Source organism: Kribbella sancticallisti (genome assembly GCF_039530625.1).
Classification (GTDB): domain Bacteria; phylum Actinomycetota; class Actinomycetes; order Propionibacteriales; family Kribbellaceae; genus Kribbella; species Kribbella sancticallisti.
The window spans coordinates 39,385-56,813 of the sequence record NZ_BAAAOS010000041.1; the positions used below are offsets into that span (position 1 = coordinate 39,385).

At 68.9% G+C, this 17,429-nt stretch carries 16 protein-coding genes; 10 read left to right on the top strand and 6 right to left on the bottom strand.

Annotation, left to right across the window (positions count from 1 at the left end; translation table 11 throughout):
- Positions 1 to 56 precede the first annotated feature (56 nt).
- Positions 57 to 584 (top strand): SigE family RNA polymerase sigma factor, encoded by a 528-nt coding sequence (locus ABD255_RS27305; RefSeq protein WP_344218891.1) that lies wholly within the window; start codon positions 57 to 59, stop codon positions 582 to 584.
- Positions 581 to 1,714: a hypothetical protein gene (locus tag ABD255_RS27310; RefSeq protein WP_344218893.1), complete on the top strand. Its 1,134-nt coding sequence runs from the start codon at positions 581 to 583 to the stop codon at positions 1,712 to 1,714. The genes ABD255_RS27305 and ABD255_RS27310 overlap by 4 nt, the downstream gene beginning before the upstream one ends.
- Before the next feature lie 5 nt (positions 1,715 to 1,719).
- Here the strand turns inward: ABD255_RS27310 and ABD255_RS27315 are convergent, their stop codons facing one another.
- From ABD255_RS27315 to ABD255_RS27325, 3 genes are all read right to left on the bottom strand, one after another.
- Entirely contained in the window at positions 1,720 to 2,067 is a 348-nt protein-coding gene (locus tag ABD255_RS27315; protein ID WP_344218895.1) for a type II toxin-antitoxin system VapC family toxin, read from the bottom strand.
- 145 nt (positions 2,068 to 2,212) lie between these two features.
- Positions 2,213 to 2,980 carry an SDR family NAD(P)-dependent oxidoreductase gene (locus ABD255_RS27320; protein WP_344218897.1) on the bottom strand — a complete coding sequence of 256 codons (768 nt, stop codon included), beginning with the start codon at positions 2,978 to 2,980 and terminating at the stop codon, positions 2,213 to 2,215.
- Positions 2,977 to 4,128, bottom strand: a complete 1,152-nt coding sequence (locus ABD255_RS27325; RefSeq protein WP_344218899.1) for an acyl-CoA dehydrogenase family protein — start codon at positions 4,126 to 4,128, stop codon at positions 2,977 to 2,979. The genes ABD255_RS27320 and ABD255_RS27325 overlap by 4 nt, the downstream gene beginning before the upstream one ends.
- 86 nt (positions 4,129 to 4,214) lie before the next feature.
- Between ABD255_RS27325 and ABD255_RS27330 the strand changes: the two genes are divergently transcribed.
- The 5 genes from ABD255_RS27330 (at position 4,215) to ABD255_RS27350 (ending at position 9,621) form a co-directional block, all read left to right on the top strand.
- Entirely contained in the window at positions 4,215 to 4,799 is a 585-nt protein-coding gene (locus ABD255_RS27330) for a TetR/AcrR family transcriptional regulator (RefSeq protein ID WP_344218901.1), read from the top strand.
- Between the two features lie 94 nt (positions 4,800 to 4,893).
- On the top strand, positions 4,894 to 5,805 hold the full coding sequence (locus ABD255_RS27335) for a S1 family peptidase (protein WP_344218903.1): 912 nt from the start codon (positions 4,894 to 4,896) through the stop codon (positions 5,803 to 5,805).
- A 41-nt stretch (positions 5,806 to 5,846) separates the two neighbouring features.
- Positions 5,847 to 7,493 carry a DUF7800 domain-containing protein gene (locus ABD255_RS27340; protein ID WP_344218905.1) on the top strand — a complete coding sequence of 549 codons (1,647 nt, stop codon included), beginning with the start codon at positions 5,847 to 5,849 and terminating at the stop codon, positions 7,491 to 7,493.
- Positions 7,494 to 7,643: 150 nt separating this feature from the next.
- Positions 7,644 to 8,525, top strand: a complete 882-nt coding sequence (locus tag ABD255_RS27345; RefSeq protein ID WP_344218907.1) for a S1 family peptidase — start codon at positions 7,644 to 7,646, stop codon at positions 8,523 to 8,525.
- Positions 8,526 to 8,706: 181 nt separating this feature from the next.
- On the top strand, positions 8,707 to 9,621 hold the full coding sequence (locus ABD255_RS27350; protein ID WP_344218909.1) for a type IV toxin-antitoxin system AbiEi family antitoxin domain-containing protein: 915 nt from the start codon (positions 8,707 to 8,709) through the stop codon (positions 9,619 to 9,621).
- A 108-nt stretch (positions 9,622 to 9,729) separates the two neighbouring features.
- On the opposite strand, the gene rlmB is transcribed toward ABD255_RS27350, so the two are convergent.
- A complete protein-coding gene (gene rlmB, locus ABD255_RS27355; RefSeq protein ID WP_344218911.1) occupies positions 9,730 to 10,689 on the bottom strand; it encodes a 23S rRNA (guanosine(2251)-2'-O)-methyltransferase RlmB in 960 nt (319 codons plus the stop codon).
- A 1-nt stretch (position 10,690) separates the two neighbouring features.
- Positions 10,691 to 12,124, bottom strand: coding sequence for a cysteine--tRNA ligase (gene cysS, locus ABD255_RS27360; protein WP_344218913.1), 1,434 nt, complete (start codon positions 12,122 to 12,124; stop codon positions 10,691 to 10,693).
- A 100-nt stretch (positions 12,125 to 12,224) separates the two neighbouring features.
- Between cysS and ABD255_RS27365 the strand changes: the two genes are divergently transcribed.
- The 3 genes from ABD255_RS27365 (at position 12,225) to ABD255_RS27375 (ending at position 15,387) form a co-directional block, all read left to right on the top strand.
- Positions 12,225 to 13,430 carry a neutral zinc metallopeptidase gene (locus ABD255_RS27365; RefSeq protein WP_344218915.1) on the top strand — a complete coding sequence of 402 codons (1,206 nt, stop codon included), beginning with the start codon at positions 12,225 to 12,227 and terminating at the stop codon, positions 13,428 to 13,430.
- Between the two features lie 34 nt (positions 13,431 to 13,464).
- Entirely contained in the window at positions 13,465 to 14,025 is a 561-nt protein-coding gene (locus tag ABD255_RS27370; protein WP_344218917.1) for a GNAT family N-acetyltransferase, read from the top strand.
- Positions 14,026 to 14,097: 72 nt separating this feature from the next.
- A complete protein-coding gene (locus ABD255_RS27375) occupies positions 14,098 to 15,387 on the top strand; it encodes a peptidase C39 family protein (RefSeq protein WP_344218919.1) in 1,290 nt (429 codons plus the stop codon).
- 239 nt (positions 15,388 to 15,626) lie between these two features.
- Here ABD255_RS27375 and ABD255_RS27380 read toward each other — a convergent pair whose 3' ends face one another.
- Positions 15,627 to 17,315, bottom strand: a complete 1,689-nt coding sequence (locus tag ABD255_RS27380) for a DUF2207 domain-containing protein (RefSeq protein ID WP_344218921.1) — start codon at positions 17,313 to 17,315, stop codon at positions 15,627 to 15,629.
- Positions 17,316 to 17,429 lie beyond the last annotated feature (114 nt).

A 17,429-nucleotide genomic window follows, 5' to 3' on the forward strand; every position in this document is an offset into this window, starting at 1 on the left:
CGCGCCGCCCGTGCAACGTTCCCGGGGTGGCCGGCGTGGTACGGGTGGGAGGTGGGATGACCGACGACGATCAGCCGCCGGAATTCGACACGTGGGTGCGGCAGCGGGGGGCCTCGCTGCTGCGGTTCGCGTACCTCGTCACGCGTGACCACAGCCGGGCTGAGGAGGCCGTGCAGGACGCTCTCGTCGCCGCCTACCCACGCTGGTCCCGGATCCTGCAGCACGGCGACCCGGAGGCGTACGTCCGCCGCTCGATCGTGAACGCCGACATCTCCCGCTGGCGCCGGTTCTTCCGGCGCGAGACCCCGATCAGCGACTCGACCCTGTTCGAAGCGAACCCCCACGGCCAGGCGAGCGACCATGCCGGTGATCACGCCGAGCAGGACGCCGTCTGGGCCTTGTGCGCCTCCCTGCCGACCAAACAGCGCGCGGCCGTGGTGCTGCGTTACTACGAAGGACTTCCGGACGCGGACATCGCCGAGATCCTCGGCTGCACCGCCGGAACGGTCCGCTCCCAGATCCACCGAGCCCTGGCGTCCCTCCGGACCGCCCTGAACAGTCCCGAGGAGGTCAGCACCCGATGACCACACCCGAAGAACGTCCCGAACTGCTGCACACCGAGAGCGTGCTCACCGAGACCCTGGACCGCCACGCCGCCGAGGCGCCTGCCGATGACGCCCTTCTGTCCGGCGTCCACCGCCGCCTCCGCCGCCGCCGTACCGGCCGCACCATCAGCGTCGCAGTACTGGCGTGTGCTGCTGTGGCCGCCGGCGTCAGCGTCGGCAACTCCCTCACTCCTGAGGTCACGCCGGCGCAGAGCCCGGTCGCAGAGCCGCAGAGCACGCCGGTTGGCGAAGCCGAGATGGCTGCCAAAAGGCTGAGCAACCAACACGCTGGAGCCACCTCGTGGCGGTGGGAGTCGTACAAGAATGTTCAGGTCCAGGTGCCTGCCAGTTGGAACAACTATGTGTCGGGCCCGGCGCCCTGCGCACAGGGACCGACGGTCGGCCGGTTCGGACCGTGGCTCGAAGGCCGACGGAGCTGCGCGGTGGCGGTCAGGCCGCTGGCCGAGCGTCAGGAGTACCTCTGGTTCGACGACGTGCAGCAGCCGGGCGTGAAGCAGTACGACGGCGGCTGGACCGAGGAGACCCGCGACGTCGGCGGCGTCCACGTCAGCGTGCTCACCAGGAACGACGCCCTCCGCAAGCGCGTCCTCGACTCCGCGGTCGAACACGACGGACCTGACGTGTACGGCTGCACGTCCACCGACGTCGGTGGACCCGAGGCAGGCAAGGCCTTGTCCTCCCTGGGCACGGTCACCGCGGTGAACATCTGCGAGTACTGGGGCGGTGGAGTCAGCGAGGTTCCGGAGAAGGTGCTCATCTCCGGCTCACGGCTCGTGGGAGCACAAGCCAAGGCAGTGGGGGCGGCACTGACAGGCGGAAGGGTGATCACCCCCGAGGGCAACGAATTCCGGTACAGCAACTGCAGCGATGACGGCGGCCGGACCTTCAAGATCACCGCCTACGGGACCGGCGGCACCTGGTCGACCGTCGTGCGCTACTCGACCTGCTACCCCATCCCGGTCGCCACCACCTACGGGCAGGAAAGCTCACCGACGCTCGTCGAGTTGATTCGCACCGGCGTTCACAAACCGTCCCAGCTCGACGACCTCATCGACGTCCCCTCGGGCTTCACCCCGCCGGAACGCTGAGCCACTCAGCCCCCGGGAACCGCCACTGGCAGCCCGAGCACGTCCGCAGCGGCAATCAGCCTCGCGTCATACGTCACGAAGGCTGTCAGGTCGTCACCCAGTACGGCGTCCGCCGTGGCAAGGTGGACCGCGTCGAGGGGTCGGATGCGAGGGTCGTCGTAGGCAGCGGCTGTGGTGCGGACGATCTCGTCGATCTCGTAGACCGCGATCCGCGCGAGCGCCGCGGGGACGCCGGCCAGGAGCGCGGGCTCAGTACGCCGAAGTGCTCGCGGCAACTCCACCTCGGCCAGGGCTGACGAGACGAGCAACGCGCCTTGATCGGCGATCCAGTCGACCAGCGCATCCGACTCCACCTGGCCGGCGGTGACGGCTGTGCGGGCAGCAGGCGAGCGACGAGCACGCCGCGCTCGGTGATCTCGATCTTTCGAGTCCTGGACCGGTTCGACAGAGAAAGTACGGGTGTCCCCAGGCGGGAAACCCGTTGTCCACAGAGACTTTTCAGCGCGGGGGCATCCGGAGGGCGCCGTCCAGCCGGATGACCTCACCGTTGAGGAGTTGGTTGGAGACGATGTGGTCGACGAGAGCGGCGTACTCCGACGGGCGGCCGAGGCGGGCCGGGTGGGGCACCTGCTGCTCCAGGACCGTACGGGCGTCCTCGGGGAGGCCGGCCAGCATCGGGGTCTCCATCGTGCCGGGGGCGATGGTGACCACCCGGATGCCCTTGTCGGCCAGGTCGCGGGCCGCGGTCAGGGTGAGGCCGACGATGCCGCCCTTGCTGGCCGCGTACGCCGCCTGGCCGATCTGGCCGTCGTACGCGGCGATCGACGCGGTCATCACCACGACGCCGCGGTCGCCGTCCTCGCCGGCCGGCAGCGCGATCATCCGCTCGGCGGCGAGCCGGAGCACGTTGAAGGTGCCGATCAGGTTGACCTCGACCACCTGCCGGAAGGTTGCCAGCGGCAACGGACCCTTGCGGCCGACGACCCGGCCGGGGGTGGCGATGCCGGCGCAGGTGACGACCAGCCGCAGGTCGCCCAGCGATCCCGCGGCATCGAGGGCGGCGGTGACCGCGGCCTCGTCGGTGACATCGGTGGGGACGAAGACGACCCGGTCGCCCAACTCCTCGGCGATCGCCTTGCCCGCCGACGACGGCAGGTCGCAGATCACCACGCCGGCGCCGGACTCCGCGATCCGGCGCACGGTGGCCTCACCGAGCCCGGAACCACCACCGGTGACGAGAGCGACATCGGACCGGCCAAGCTTCATCGAACACTCCTGAGCAAATCGCGGCTGATCACCAGGCGCTGAATCTGGTTGGTTCCTTCGAAGATCTGGGTCACCTTGGCCTCGCGCATGTAGCGCTCGGCCGGGAACTCGCGGGTGTAACCGTAGCCACCGAGCACCTGGACCGCGTCGGTGGTCACCTTCATCGCCGCGTCCGTGCAGACCAGCTTGGCGATCGCCGCCTGCTGGGTGAACGGCCTGCCGAGGTCACGCCGCCGAGCGGCCTGCAGGTACGTCGCCCGGGCGGACTCCACCGCGGCCGCCATGTCCGCCAGCAGGAACTGCATCCCCTGGAAGTCCGCGATCGCGTGACCGAACTGCTTCCGCTCCAGCGCGTACTTCGCCGCCTCGTCGAGCGCGGCCTGAGCCAGCCCGACGGCGCAGGCCGCGATCCCCAGCCGGCCCGAGTCCAGCGCGGACAGCGCGATGCGCATCCCTTGACCCTCGGAACCGATCAGGTTCGCCACCGGCACGCGGACGCGGTCGTAGTTGACCAGCGTCGTAGTGGATCCGGTCAGGCCCATCTTCCGCTCGGGCGCACCGAAGCTGAGCCCTTCCGTGGTGGCCGGCACGTGGAACGCGGAGATGCCGTGCTTCGGATCGGCCGAAGTACGGGCGAAGGTGGTGTAGAAGTCGGCGTGTGAGCCGTGGGTGATCCAGGACTTGGTGCCGCTGAGCACATAGTGGTCGCCGTCGCGGACCGCCTTCGTCGTCATCGCGCTGATGTCCGAACCGGCCTGCGGCTCCGACAACGCGTACGCGCCGAGCAGGTCGCCGCCGATCATGTCGGGCAGCAGCAGTTCGCGCTGGTCCGGGGTGCCGAAGGTCGCAAGGGCGTAGCTGGTCATCGTGTGGACGGACAGGCCGACCCCGACCGACATCCAGGCGGCGGCGATCTCCTCGAGCATCTGCAGATAGACCTCGTACGGCTGCTCGGCGCCGCCGTACGCCTCCGGGTACGGCAGGCCCAGCAGGCCGGCCTTGCCGAGCGTGCGGAACGCCTCCCGCGGGAAGGTCTCGGTCTCCTCGGCGTGGGCGGCGTGCGGCGCGAGCTCGTGCTCGCACAGATCCCGGACCAGGCCCAGCAGGTCGGTGGACTCCTCGGTCGGGAGCAAGCGATCGACTGCCATCAGGCACCCCTCTCAACAGCTGCCCGAAATGATACTCCTATTGATACTGAAGACCATAACTCCGTATCGTTCTATGCTGTCTCGATATGACAACAGTCGTCCCGGGGCGCCGCACCCGCAGGCAGTCCGAGCTGCTCGATCGGCTCCTCTCGCTGTTTCTCACGCAGGGCTTCAGCCGGTTCACCCTGGACGACCTGGCGGCGGAGCTCCGCTGCAGCAAGACGACCCTGTACGCCCTGGCGCCGAGCAAGGAACAACTCGCCGTCGAGGTGGTCAAGCACTACTTCAAGAATGCCACCGCCGAGGTGGAGGCCGCGGTCGCCAAGCAGACCCGGCACGACCGCCGGATCGCGGCCTACCTGAACGCGGTCGCCGACGCGCTGCGGCCGGCCAGCCGCACTTTCCTGGACGACGTGGCGACGTTCGCGCCGGCCCGCTCGGTGTACGAGCGGAACACCCGGATCGCGGCCGACCGGGTCCGGTCGCTGATCGAGGACGGGATCGCCAGCAAGGCGTTCCGGCAGGTCGACATCGGGTTCGCGGCGGAGATGGTCGCGCACACCATGCAGGCGATCCAGCGCGGCGACATCACCCGCCGTACCGGCCTGACCGACGCCGAGGCCTACCGCGAACTCGCCTCCTTCGTCCTGCACTCCCTGCGGCACGACTGATTCTCGACGAGCGGCATGCGGAAATAGTTGCTGAGCGTGTCCGGTTGGTGCCAATTCCGTGCATGACGGCGTCGGCGATGGGAGGCTGTCGGCCATGACTTCTGCCTCCGCCCGCCGCGCGGCAGCGATGCTCGTCGCCGCCACCTTGACCCTGCCGATCCTGCCCGCGACAGCAGCCGCTCCCACGTGGTCGAACCCGCGCTCCGCGACCGTCCCGGTGAAGCCGGAGCCGCCGCGGACCGCGAAGGCGATTCGGGCGGTGCTGGAGCGGGATGTGTCGCTCCCCGGGACAGCCTGGATGACGAGGCCGGACGGCAAGGTCGTCGTGTCGTACGACGCGACGGTGGTCGGCGCGAAGTACCAGGCGTTGACGCGGTTGACCAAGCAACTGGGAACAGGGGTCGTGCTGGAGAAGCTGCCCGGCAAGCTCACCAAGCGGATCGGCGGCGGTGCCCCGATCTACGGCGGCGGCTTCCAGTGCTCCGCCGGCTTCAACGTCCAGCGACGAGGCCGGTACTACTTCCTCACCGCCGGTCACTGCGGCAAGGGCGCGAGCAGGTGGTTCCACGACGAGAACGAGAGGAGCCTGGCCGGCACCCTCCACCACGCCAGCTTCCCCTGGAACGACTACGCCCTCGTCATCTACCCCGCGGGCGTCAAGCCCGGCGGCAGCGTGAACCTCTACAACGGCCGGTCCCAGGACATCGTCAGGGCGGTCAACCCCGGCCTCGGTCACTACGTCTACCGCAGCGGCGGCACCACCGGACTGCGCAGCGGACGCGTGACCGGGCTCAACGCGACGGTGAACTACCCCGAAGGCCGAGTGGCCGGGCTGATCCGTACCAGCGTCTGCGCGGAAGGTGGCGACTCCGGCGGCCCGCTGTTCTACCGGACCTTCGCCTTCGGCCTCACCTCCGGTGGCACCGGCGATTGCGACTCCGGCGGAGTCACCTACTTCCAGCCGGTCGTCGAGGCCCTCAACGCCTATGGCGTGAGCGTGTACTGAGCGACCTCCCCGGCTTGGAGCGAGCCGGTAGCGTTTCCGGAATGCAGCTGAAGCTTGGGCCGCTCCTGCGGTACGTCGACGAAACCCGGGCGACCGTCTGGGTGGAGACCACCGACGCGTGCGAGGTGGAGATCCTCGGCTACCGGGCGAAGACCTGGTCCGTGCACGGGCATCACTACGCGCTGGTGCTGATCGAGGGGCTGCGACCGGCGACCGAGACGCCGTACGAGGTGCATCTGGACGGCAACCAGGTCTGGCCGCCCGCGGACAGCCCGTACGGGCCGAGCCTGATCCGGACGCCGCGGGCGGACGGGACCTTCCGGCTGACCTTCGGGTCGTGCCGGAGGTCGGCGCCGTTCGACGAGCAGGGGTTCAAGGACTTCGGGCCGGACGCCCTGGTCGCGCTGGCCGAGCGGATGGCCGGCGGAGACGACGAACGGCCCGACGCCCTGCTCCTGCTCGGCGACCAGGTGTACGCCGACGACCCGTCGGGCGCAGTACTGGAGAAGCTGCGGGAGGCGCACGGCGGCCGGCAGGGGTCCGAGGTGGCCGACGAGATCGGCAACTTCGAGGAGTACACCTGGCTCTACGACGACGCCTGGCTGACTCCGGCGGTCCGATGGCTGTTCTCGACCGTGCCGCTGTGCATGCTGCTCGACGACCACGACCTGCGGGACGACTGGAACACCTCGCTGACCTGGCGTCGCTGGGTCACCAGCCAGCCGTGGTGGCACGACCGGGTCGTCGGCGCCTACGCGTCGTACTGGGTCTATCAGCACCTGGGCAACCTGTCCCCCGAGCAACTCGAGCGGGACCCCACGTATGCCGCTATGCGCCACCTCGACGACGAGGACGAGCGAAGCTCCTACCTGGACGCCTTCGCGTGGGAGGCGGACGAGGACCCGGCTTCCACCCGGTGGAGCTTCTACCGCGACTTCGGCGCCCGGTCCCGGGGCGTCCGGCTGGTCGCCATCGACTCCCGTTGCTCTCGGCACCTGGAACCGGGTGATCGGGCGATGGTCGACGCGCACGAGTGGGAATGGGTCCGGCGGCACACGGTCGACGCGACGCAGCCGATCCACCACCTGATGGTCGCCTCCACGCTGCCCATCCTGCTGGCTCCCGGTCTGCATCACCTGGAGGGCTGGGACGAGGCGATCTCCTCGGGTGCCTGGGGTTCGCGTGGGAAGCGGCTCGGCGAGAAGATCAGGCAGGGCATGGATCTGGAGCACTGGGCGTCGTTCCGGAAGTCCTTCGACGACGTGACCGACCTGTTCACCGATCTGGTGAAGGCCGACGAGCCGCCGAACTCGATCCTGATGCTGTCCGGCGACGTGCACTGCAGCTACCTGGCCGAGGCCGAACTGCGCACCACCGACCACCCCCGTACGGCGATCCGCCAGCTGACCATGTCGCCCTTCCGGAACCCGGTCGGGTGGCACATCAGGCTCGCGAACAAGCTGCTCGACAGCCGCGGCATGACCAAGTTCCTCCACACACTGGCCCGCTCCGCGAAGGTGCGGGACGTCGCAGCGACCTGGCGCACGGCGTACGGGCCGTGGTTCGACAACGGGGTGATGACGGTGACGGTGGACGGCGACGACGTGGCCGTGGACGTGGACCACGCGACTGTCGCGCAGGGCCGGCAGGTGCTCAATCCCACGCTCCGCTACGAGATCAAGGCCTGATCGAGAGCCGGTTACGCAGAGTGCGCGAAGGATTACCCTTACGCTCCGGATTGGCACGAGTACTTTGTGACAGTTTCCGGTAGAACAGATCACGGTTGAGTCAAGGACGCACCCGCCCAGAGCGCGTCCTCATCGTGAGGAGGCACAACCATGAAACTCCGTCCCTTTGTGGCCCTGCTGGCTACCGCCGGTCTGGCCGCGACCACCGCCCTGCTCTCCACCCAGGCCAGCGCGGCCCCAGGTCCCGCGGCGATCGCCTCGGCGAGCACCATCACCTCCACGCTGGCCAAGGAGGCGTCGATCCCGGGTACCGCCTGGATGACCGACCAGAAGTCCGGCCGGATCATCGTCTCGTACGACGACACCGTGAGCGGCGCGAAGTTCGACGCGCTCACCGCCGTCACCAAGCGCTTCGGCAGCCAGGTCACGCTGGAGAAACTGCCTGGCGTCCTCAGCAAGCACATCAGCGGCGGCCACGCCATCTACGGCGGCGGGTACCGCTGCTCGCTCGGCTTCAACGTCCGCAGCGGCAGCACGTACTACTTCATCACCGCCGGCCACTGCACGAACGCGGCGACCACCTGGTACGCCAACTCGTCGCAGACCACCGTGCTCGGCACCCGGTACGGCACCAGCTTCCCGGGCAACGACTACGGCATCGTCCGCTACAGCACGTCCTACACGAACCACCCCGGCAACGTGTACCTGTACAACGGTTCGTACCAGGACATCACCGCCTCGGGGAACGCCTCCGTTGGCCAGGCGGTCCGGCGCAGCGGTAGCACCACCGGCCTCCGCAGCGGCTCCGTCACCGGCCTCAACGCCACGGTGAACTACGCCGAGGGCACCGTCACCGGCCTGATCCGCACGAACGTCTGCGCCGAGGGCGGCGACTCCGGCGGCCCGCTCTTCGCCGGCAGCATCGCCCTGGGCCTGACCTCCGGCGGCAGCGGCAACTGCCGCACCGGCGGCACCACGTTCTTCCAGCCCGTCAACGAGGTCCTGAGCCGCTACGGCGTCAGCGTCTACTGACCGCCAGCCAGTTGTAGTGACCCAGGACACTACGGCGGGACCTCGGACAGGCTATTTCCTGTCCGAGGTCCCGCTTTGTTGTCCGAGGCCCCGGGAAGTGGTTGTCCACAGGTGCGGAGAGGGAGGTCGCGCGGAGTGGGAGCGAGGCATGTTCACTGGTGTGAACAAAAAATTGAGGAGGGTGGCCACCGAGCGCGGCGGGTGGTTCAGCCGCGCTGATCTGCTGGAAGCGGGCTACACCGACAGCGAGATCCGCCTTCGGGTCCGGAAAGGGCTATGGATGCGGCTTTGCCGAGACGCGTACGTCGAGAAGGCCTCCTGGCGAGGCGGCGAGTCTCCTTGGGAACGTACCGGTCGGCTGCACGAGTTGATGGCACGGGCGGTGACCCATCGGATGGGTGGCGAGGTGGTGATCAGTCATCAGTCCGCCACCCTCCTCCACCGCTTGCCGGCCTGGAATCTGGACCACGGCCGGGTTCAACTGACCAGGTCGAGGGGACGGGCAAGGTCAGACCGCACCGTGCAGATCCACCGATCCCCACTCGCACCGGACGACATCTGTCAGCAGGCGGGGCATCGCTTGACCGTGCCGGCCCGTGCTGTCGTCGAAACCACCTGTACTTCGTCGTACGAGGTCGGCGTGGTGTTGGCCGACGCAGCGTTGCGAGACGGCCTGGTGACCACTGGACAACTGGTCAGGATGGCAAAGCGGCTCGAACACTGGCCCGGATCGCCGGCAGCGCGCGCCGCGGCGGAATTCGCTGATGGCGCGAGCGAGTCCGTCGGTGAGTCCCGGCTGCGGGTCCTGCTGGCGAACGAAGGCATGCCTGCGCCGGAATTGCAGGTGGAGATTCGCGATTCGGGCGGTCGCCTGATCGGCCGGGTCGACTTCCTGGTGCGGCAGCGTTTGATCGTCGAGTTCGACGGAGCCCTGAAGTACGAATCCTCGAAAGATCTGCTGGCGGAGAAGTGGCGAGAGGACCGGCTCCGCGAGCTCGGCTACTCCTTCGCCCGCGTCGGCTGGACAGACCTGGACAGTCCCCGCGAGACCGGAGAACGCCTCCGCCGATCCCTCGCCCGCGCCACCGCGCCCTGATCCGCCGTTTGCTCTGCGGCCTGATCCGGGGACCGCGGACACCAAATGGAGACCTGGGACAGGCCGTTTCCTGTTCCAGGTCCCCAATTGGTGTTCAAGGTGACGAGTTCAGCCGCGGCGGCGGGAGATTTCGTAGAGGGCTACGCCGGTGGCTATGCCGGCGTTGAGCGACTCGGTGGCGCTTGTCATCGGGATCGAGACGATCAGGTCGCAGTTCTCCCGGACCAGCCGGGCCAGACCCTTGCCCTCGCTGCCGACGACCAGGACGATCGGCTCGGTGGCGGCCTCCAACTCGGGCAGTTCCACCTCGCCGCCCATGTCCAGGCCGATGATCATCAGGCCGGCGTCCTTGTACGACTTCAGCGCGCGGTTCAGGTTCGTCGCCCGGGCGACCGGGATCCGGGCCGCGGCGCCGGCCGACGTCTTCCACGCCGAGGCCGTCATCGAGGCGGTCCGGCGCTCCGGAACCAGTACGCCGTGCGCTCCGAAGGCGGCGGCCGAGCGGGTGATGGCGCCCAGGTTGCGCGGATCCGTCACGCCGTCGAGCGCGACGATCAGCGGCACCTGGCCGGCGTCGTACGCGCGGCTCAGCAGATCGTCCGGGTGCGCGTACTCGTACGGCGGGATCTGCACCGCGAGGCCCTGGTGGGCGCCGTGGCTGGTCAGCCGGTCCATCTCGGGCCGCGGCACCTCCAGCAGCGAGATGCCGTGCTCGGTCGCGATCAGCAGCGCCTCCCGCAGCCGGGCGTCCCGCTCGGTGCCCTCGGCAACATAGAGCGCGTTGATCGGCACGCCCGCGCGCAGTGCCTCGACGACCGGGTTGCGGCCGTAGACCCACTCGACGGTCGACTCGCCGACGTCCTTGCTGTTCCGGCGGCTGGGGGCGCGCTTCTCGGCGCGCTCCTTGGCCTTCGCCCGCTTGTGCGCGGGGTGCTTGGTGCGGTCCACCGCCTTCGGCGTCGGGCCGCGGCCCTCCAGGCCCTGGCGGACCCGGCCACCGGATCCGGCGGTCGGGTTGCCCTTGGGCTTCCGGCGGATGGCACCCTTGCGCTGACTACTGCCTGGCACTTCAGTTTCCTTCGGTCGAGTGGTGCGCGGCGATCGTCCAGCGGGCACCCTGTGGGGTGTCCTCCACGACGACGCCGAGCGCCTTGAGCCGGTCGCGGATCTCGTCCGACGCGGCGTAGTCCTTACGTTCCCGGGCGGCCTGGCGCTGGTCCAGCAGCGCCTTCACCAGCCCGTCCACCACCTCGGTGAGTTCCTCGGTCCCGCCGGCCCGCGAGGCCCACGGCTCGGCCAGCGGATCCAGCCCGAGCACGCCGAGCATCGCCCGGACGGCGGCCAGATTCTCTTGCAGGGCAGGAGAATCCCCGTCGGCGACGAGCTTGTTGCCGTCCCGCACGGTGTTGTGCAGTACCGCGACCGCGGCCGGCGTCCCCAGGTCGTCGTTCATCGCGTCGGTGAATGCCTGCGGCAACTGGGCCGAAGGCTCGACGCCACCGGTCACCTCGGTGGCCCGGGTGACGAACCCCTCGATCCGCTGGAAACCGGTCGCGGCCTCCTCGAGCGCGGCCAGGGAGAACTCGACCACCGAGCGGTAGTGCGAGCTGACCAGGTAGTACCGCAGCTCGATCGGGCGGACCTGCTCGACCACGTTGCGGACCACGGCGCCGTTGCCGAGCGACTTCGACATCTTCTCGCCGGCCGCCGTGACCAGCGCGCTGTGCATCCAGAAGCGGGCGAACTTCTGCCCGAGTGCCGTCGACTGGGCCAACTCGTTCTCGTGGTGCGGGAAGCGCAGGTCGAGCCCGCCGCCGTGGATGTCGAACTCGGCTCCCAGGTACTTGCCGGCCATCGCGGAGCACTCGAGGTGCCACCCCGGGCGGCCGCGGCCCCACGGCGTCGGCCAGGAGGCCGTCCGCGGAGTTTCCGGCGTGTAGCCCTTCCACAGCGCGAAGTCGCGGGGGTCGCGCTTGCCGCGCGGGTCCGCGTCCTCGGCCGCCTCCATGTCCTCGATCCGCTGGTGCGACAGTTCGCCGTAGGCCGGCCAGGACTTCACGTCGAAGTACACGTCGCCCGAGCCGTCCGGCGCGACGTACGCGTGCCCGCGCTCGACCAGTTCGTCGATCATCTCGACCATCTCGGGGATGTGCCCGGTCGCGCGCGGCTCGTACGTCGGCGGGCGGCAGCCGAGCACCTCGTAGGCCCAGTGCAACTCGCGCTCGAACTCGTAGGCGTGCGCCCACCACGGGATGTCCCGCTCGGCGGACTTGGCCAGGATCTTGTCGTCGATGTCGGTCACGTTGGCGATCACGGTGACCTCGTAGCCCGAGCGCTCCAGCCAGCGGCGCAGGACGTCGAACACGATCTCCTTGTAGATGTGCCCGACGTGCGGGGCACCCTGCACCGTCAGCCCACAGTGGTAGATCCCGACCTTGCCCGGCTGGACCGGCTCGAAATCCCTCACTGCTGCTGTCGCGGTGTCGTACAAGCGAAGTGTCACCGATCTAGGGTAACGGTGATTCGAGACTGCTCTTGACAATTCTCGTGACTGGCCCTTGCGCTCCGTAGGGTGAAGCGAGCGTTTGCCGCAGGAGGAGACCTTGTCGAACCAGCCGCCGCCGTACGGACCGCCGTACCAGGGGCCGCCGCAGTACCCGGGAGCACCGCCGCAGTATCAAGGACCTCCGCCGCAGTACCAGGGGCCTCCGCCGCAGTACGGGGCCCCGCAGTATGGGCAGCCGCAGTACGGGCCGCCGGCGGGGCAGCAGTTCGGCTGGGGGTCGGGTGGGTTCCCGCCGCCACCCAGGAGGAAGAAGAGCAAGGCGCCCTGGATCGTCGGTGGGCTGGTGGTGGTGTTCGCGGGTGTGGTGAGCCTGTGGATCGTCGGCGTGGTGCTGAAGAACAACCGGCAGAACGACTACGTCACCCAGCCGACGTACTCGCCGACCTCCCACCCCACGACGGCTCCGACGTCCTCCCCGACCTCCGAACCGACGACGGCGCCGACCACGGCACCTCAGCCGACGGCACCCCGGACCACCCGAACGACCCCGGCGACTCCGCCGCCTCCGTCTGACTCGGACATCCTCACCAAGAACAGCATCTACAAGTCAGGCGTGCAGCGGACAGTGAACTGCCGGGAGTCCAGCGCCCGGGCCAACAGCGCCGCGAACGCACGCATCTACTACAACAAGGTCCTGGCCTGCCTGAACCAGGCCTGGCCGCGGCAGCTCGCCCTGGGCAAGCAAAGGTTCGCGCCGCCGACACTGATCGGTTTCACCGGTCCGGTCCAGACGCCGTGCAGTGGCGGCTCGCCGAGTTCCTTCTACTGCTCGGCCAACGAGACCATCTACATGGACGCCAGGACCGACCTCCAGCTCTACAAGCGGTACTCGAGCTATCCCAACCGGACTCAGGTGCTCACCTACCTCCGGGCGCAGATGGTGGACACCGTGGCGCACGAGTACGGCCACCACCTGCAGCACCTGACCGGGATCCTGCGGGCCAACAACAACATCGAGTACCAGCGGTCCGGCGACGCCGCGCTGCAGATGAGTCGCCGGCTGGAGATCCAGGCGACCTGCCTGGGCAACGTCTTCATGGGTGCGAACAAGGGCAGCTACAAGTTCACCGGCCAACTGAAGGCGCAGCTGGACTATCTGCACTCGCACCAGGGTGACGAGTACGGCACCCGCCGCGACCACGGCAGTAGGAAGAGCATCCCGCGGTGGGCGAACGCAGGCTTCAACACCCGCAGTCCTCGGGTCTGCAACACCTATGTGGCCGCTCCGGCCCTCGTCTACTAGTTATTGGGTTGCGGCGAACTCTTAGGCTCAACAGGTGACCTACAAGCTGCCTATCGAGACCGACCGTCTGACTGTTCGCCGCTACCTCGAGACCGACTACGACGACCTGCTGAAGTTGCAGTCGAGCCCCGAGGTCACCCGCTTCCTGCTGTACGACCCGAAGACGCCCGAGCAGGTCCAGGAGTCGCTCGCGGGTCGATTGGCCGACGTACCGATGACCGCCGACGGGCAGGCGCTCACGGCCGCGGTGATCCTGCGCGAGACCGGTCAGCACGTCGGCGAGGTCACGTTGTTCGTCCACAACGCCGAGCAGCGGACCGGCGAGATCGGTTTCGTCTTCCACCCCGATTTCCACGGCCGGGGGTTCGCCGCCGAGGCCTCGATCGAGCTGCTCCGGGTCGGCTTCGAGGAACTCGGCATGCACCGGATCATCGGCCGGCTGGACTATCGCAACACCGGTTCGGCGAACCTGCTCACCCGGCTCGGGCTGCGGCAGGAGGCGCACTTCGTCCGGAACGAGTTCCTCAAGGGCGAGTGGACCGACGAACTGGTCTTCGCGATGCTCGCGGACGAGTGGACCGCTCGCGGAAAGTAATTTACCAACCGGAAACACGTCGCGGCACGCGTTCACCGCGACAGCGGGCGGCGGCGGGTCTACCGTCGATTCATGACCGCCGCCCGCCCCCTCGCCGCTCTGATCACCGGTGTCGTCGTGCTGAGCCTCGCCACCGTGCCGAGCGAGGCCACGAAAGCACCTCAGCAGCGCGACATCACCTACCAGACGTGGACGTCGTCCTCCGACTTCCTCTCCGGCACCCAGTCCGGCACCACCGTCACCGACGGCAGCCTGACCTTCGGCACCGCCACCGGCACCACCTCGTACGTCGACCCGTTCGGCGACGGCTCCGCGAAGAGCTACGACCAGACCAGCTGGACGTCCCCGCAGGTGGCGACGAGCTACGGCCTGACCGAGCTGATCGCCTCCTGGAACGCGACCACCCCACCCGGCACCTGGGTGGAGGTCTCGATGGCGGGCCACACAGACCTCGGCACGACCACCAAGTGGTACGTGCTGGGCCGCTGGACCGGCGGCGACGACACAGCTGCCGGTGACATCCACCGCACCTCGGTGCCGAGCCAGGGCGACACCAACGGCTACGTCGCCGTCGACACCTTCGTCGCCGCCAAGGACCGCAGCCTGGACAGCTGGCAACTGAAGGTGACGCTGTACCGGCTCTCGGGGACCACCCAGACGCCAGTCGTCCGGTCGATCGGCGCGGTGGCGTCGCGACTGCCCGACGAGAAGAAGGTGCCCGTCGGCCGACCCGGTGGCGCCGCGGGCCAGGTGCTCGACGTACCGACGTACTCGCAGGAGACCCACATCGGGCACTACCCGCAGTGGGACGGCGGCGGTGAGGCCTGGTGCTCGGCCACCTCGACCGCGATGGTCCTCGACTACTACGGCGCCGGTCCGACCGCGGCCGAGACCGCCTGGGTCGATCCGGCGGACGCCGACCCCCAGGTCGACCACGCGGCCCGCGCGGTCTTCGACTACGCCTACGACGGCGCCGGCAACTGGCCCTTCAACACCGCGTACGCCGGTACGCGGGGCCTCGACGCCTTCGTCACCCGGCTCAGGTCGCTCACCGAGGCCGAGCAGTTCATCAAGGCCGGCATCCCCCTGATCGCCTCACTCTCCTTCAAGAAGGGCGATCTCCCCGGCGCGGGCTACGGCACGAACGGCCACCTGATGGTGATCGTCGGCTTCGACGCGGTCGGCAACGTGGTCGTCAACGACCCCGCCTCCCACCTCATCGCCTCGAACGACCAGGTCCGCACCACCTACGACCGCCAGGCCTTCGAGAACGCCTGGGTCCCCCACTCGGGCGGCCTGGTCTATGTCATCCACCCGACGGGTACTCCGCTCCCCCCGACGGGCACCCAGGCGAACTGGTAGCCCCCACGAACAGGAACCGCCCGTATGCCGGGGGCGGCGTACGGGCGGTTCCGTCGGTTCCGTCGTACTAGTGACGCTCGCCGCGCGCCGGCTCCGCGACTCCGACGCACCTCTGCGCACGATTGCCGGTCAAACCGGCTACGCCACCGAGTTCGCCCTCGCGAAGGCTTCAAGCGCGCGTACGGCGTTGCCCCCGGCCACTATCGCCGCGAGCACCACCCATTGCCCAACTGAAGGACTTACCGGGTGAAGAGCGCGCCCGTCAGGTTGGTCGTCAGGTTGCGGAGGGAGTCCGGCAGGTACTGCAGGTGCCAGCCGCGCGGACCGCGGTACCAGTGGAAGCCCTCGTCTTCGTCCTCGTCCGAGTCGGTCGCCACCAGTGCGGAGATCCAGCGCTCCGAGCCGCCCAGCACGACGGCGTACGGGAGGGCGCGGGAGCAGAGCTCGGCGTGCTGGTCCGACGGGAGTTCGCTGACGTCCATCTCGAGCAGTTCGCCACGGATCGCCGCGACCTGACCGAGAACCCGGCCGGCAGCCGGAGCCTTGGCGGGCATGTGGCGGCCGACGATGAGCAGGCCGACGCCGACCGCGGTGATCGCCAGGCCGAGCAGACCCCAGGTGGACAGCAGGGCCAGCACCACCGTGAGGATCACGCCGAGGACGGTGACGCCGATACCGATGGTCGCCCACAGCGAGCGGGTGCGGTCGGGCCGCTCGGTGAACCAGCCGCGCTTGACGACCCCGTCGTACAGGGCGTCCTGCACCTCGCCGAGGTTGGCGCGGACCTGACGGCCGAGCTCCGAGACCAGGACCGAGTCCGAGTCGCCGAAGATGGCGCGGACCAGCACGTTCTCGTACCGCTGCAACTGCTCCGACGGCGCGTTGGCGACCCGGCGGAGCTCCCAGTCGGGCCGGGCGAACTCGGTCTCGTGCTCCAGCTCGGTGATCGTGATGTGCCCGCGAACGGCCAGGTCGATGATGGTGGCGGTCACGTCGACCGGGTCGATCCGCTCGTCGATCAGCGTGCCGACCTCGCCGGGACGCAGGTCGGCGGGCGGGGTGAAGTCGATCCGGGTGTCCTGCCCGAGGCTGAACAGCGACGCCGGTACGACGCGGCGCGGGTCGACCTGGTCGCGGCCGCGCAGGCGGTAGAGCAGGAACAGCGCGACGGCACCGAGCAGCAGCACCGCGAGCGCGGTGATCAGCTGGGCGGTGTCGGTGGAGAAGGCACGCTTGAAGGTCTTGCGGTACTCGACGATCGCGTTCGCGCCGATCTCGCCCTTGGGGAAGCCGACCGTCATCCGCACGGTGTTGCCCGGCGGCAGCCCCTGCTGCTTGAAGGTCGGGCCGGCCGTCTCGGCGATCTGCGCCAGCGTGCACGGGGTGTTGCTGTCGATCGCGCCCGCGAAGCAGGAAACGTGCGTGACCTCGGGGGTGCTGTAGACGATGTTCGCGTCCTGCACCGTCAGCGCCAGGCCAGTCAGCGGGCTGAACCGCACCTCGGTACCGTTCAGCGTCTCGGCGACCGCGCCGCGGACGGTGTAGGTGAAGTCGAGCTGGGTGTCGCCGGAGATGTCCGCGACCGCGATCGAGCTGATGTCGCCGGCGGTGGTCAGCTCGGACTTCTTGTCCTGGCCGCCCGCCTTGACCTGCAGGTCCTCGATCTTCTGCACGTGGTCGACGTCGTCCTGCAGGTGGTCGCGGGTCACGACGAACCGGGTGAAGGTCCCGGTCACGTTGCTCAGCTTCCAGGTCTCGGAGACCTTCAGCAGACCGTCACGCTCGACCCGGATCTCACTGTCGTAGTTGGTGACCACTGGATCCGCGGCCGTCGACCGACCGTCCTGACCGGTCGCACCGGCCTGGACGCTGGTCAGGGCCAGGAAACCGAGGGCACACAGGGATACCCCGAGCAGACGTAGACGCATCGCCCAATCACACCGTATCGAGAGGGTCAGGTTGAAATCGGCCCGCGGCACCAGGCCCCTGCCCAGCAGCCGGTAGCCGGGGCAGGTCGTACTCAGTGGTTGCCAGACCGCACC

Bases quoted from the DNA above. Each gene is read 5' to 3' on its own strand.
- ABD255_RS27310 (WP_344218893.1), top strand. From the start codon at position 581: ATGACCACACCCGAAGAACGTCCCGAACTGCTGCACACCGAGAGCGTG.
- ABD255_RS27380 (WP_344218921.1), bottom strand. From the start codon at position 17,315: ATGCGTCTACGTCTGCTCGGGGTATCCCTGTGTGCCCTCGGTTTCCTG.
- ABD255_RS27330 (WP_344218901.1), top strand. From the start codon at position 4,215: ATGACAACAGTCGTCCCGGGGCGCCGCACCCGCAGGCAGTCCGAGCTG.
- ABD255_RS27320 (WP_344218897.1), bottom strand. From the start codon at position 2,980: ATGAAGCTTGGCCGGTCCGATGTCGCTCTCGTCACCGGTGGTGGTTCC.
- ABD255_RS27325 (WP_344218899.1), bottom strand. From the start codon at position 4,128: ATGGCAGTCGATCGCTTGCTCCCGACCGAGGAGTCCACCGACCTGCTG.
- ABD255_RS27305 (WP_344218891.1), top strand. From the start codon at position 57: ATGACCGACGACGATCAGCCGCCGGAATTCGACACGTGGGTGCGGCAG.
- ABD255_RS27375 (WP_344218919.1), top strand. From the start codon at position 14,098: ATGACCGCCGCCCGCCCCCTCGCCGCTCTGATCACCGGTGTCGTCGTG.
- ABD255_RS27340 (WP_344218905.1), top strand. From the start codon at position 5,847: ATGCAGCTGAAGCTTGGGCCGCTCCTGCGGTACGTCGACGAAACCCGG.
- ABD255_RS27345 (WP_344218907.1), top strand. From the start codon at position 7,644: ATGAAACTCCGTCCCTTTGTGGCCCTGCTGGCTACCGCCGGTCTGGCC.
- ABD255_RS27335 (WP_344218903.1), top strand. From the start codon at position 4,894: ATGACTTCTGCCTCCGCCCGCCGCGCGGCAGCGATGCTCGTCGCCGCC.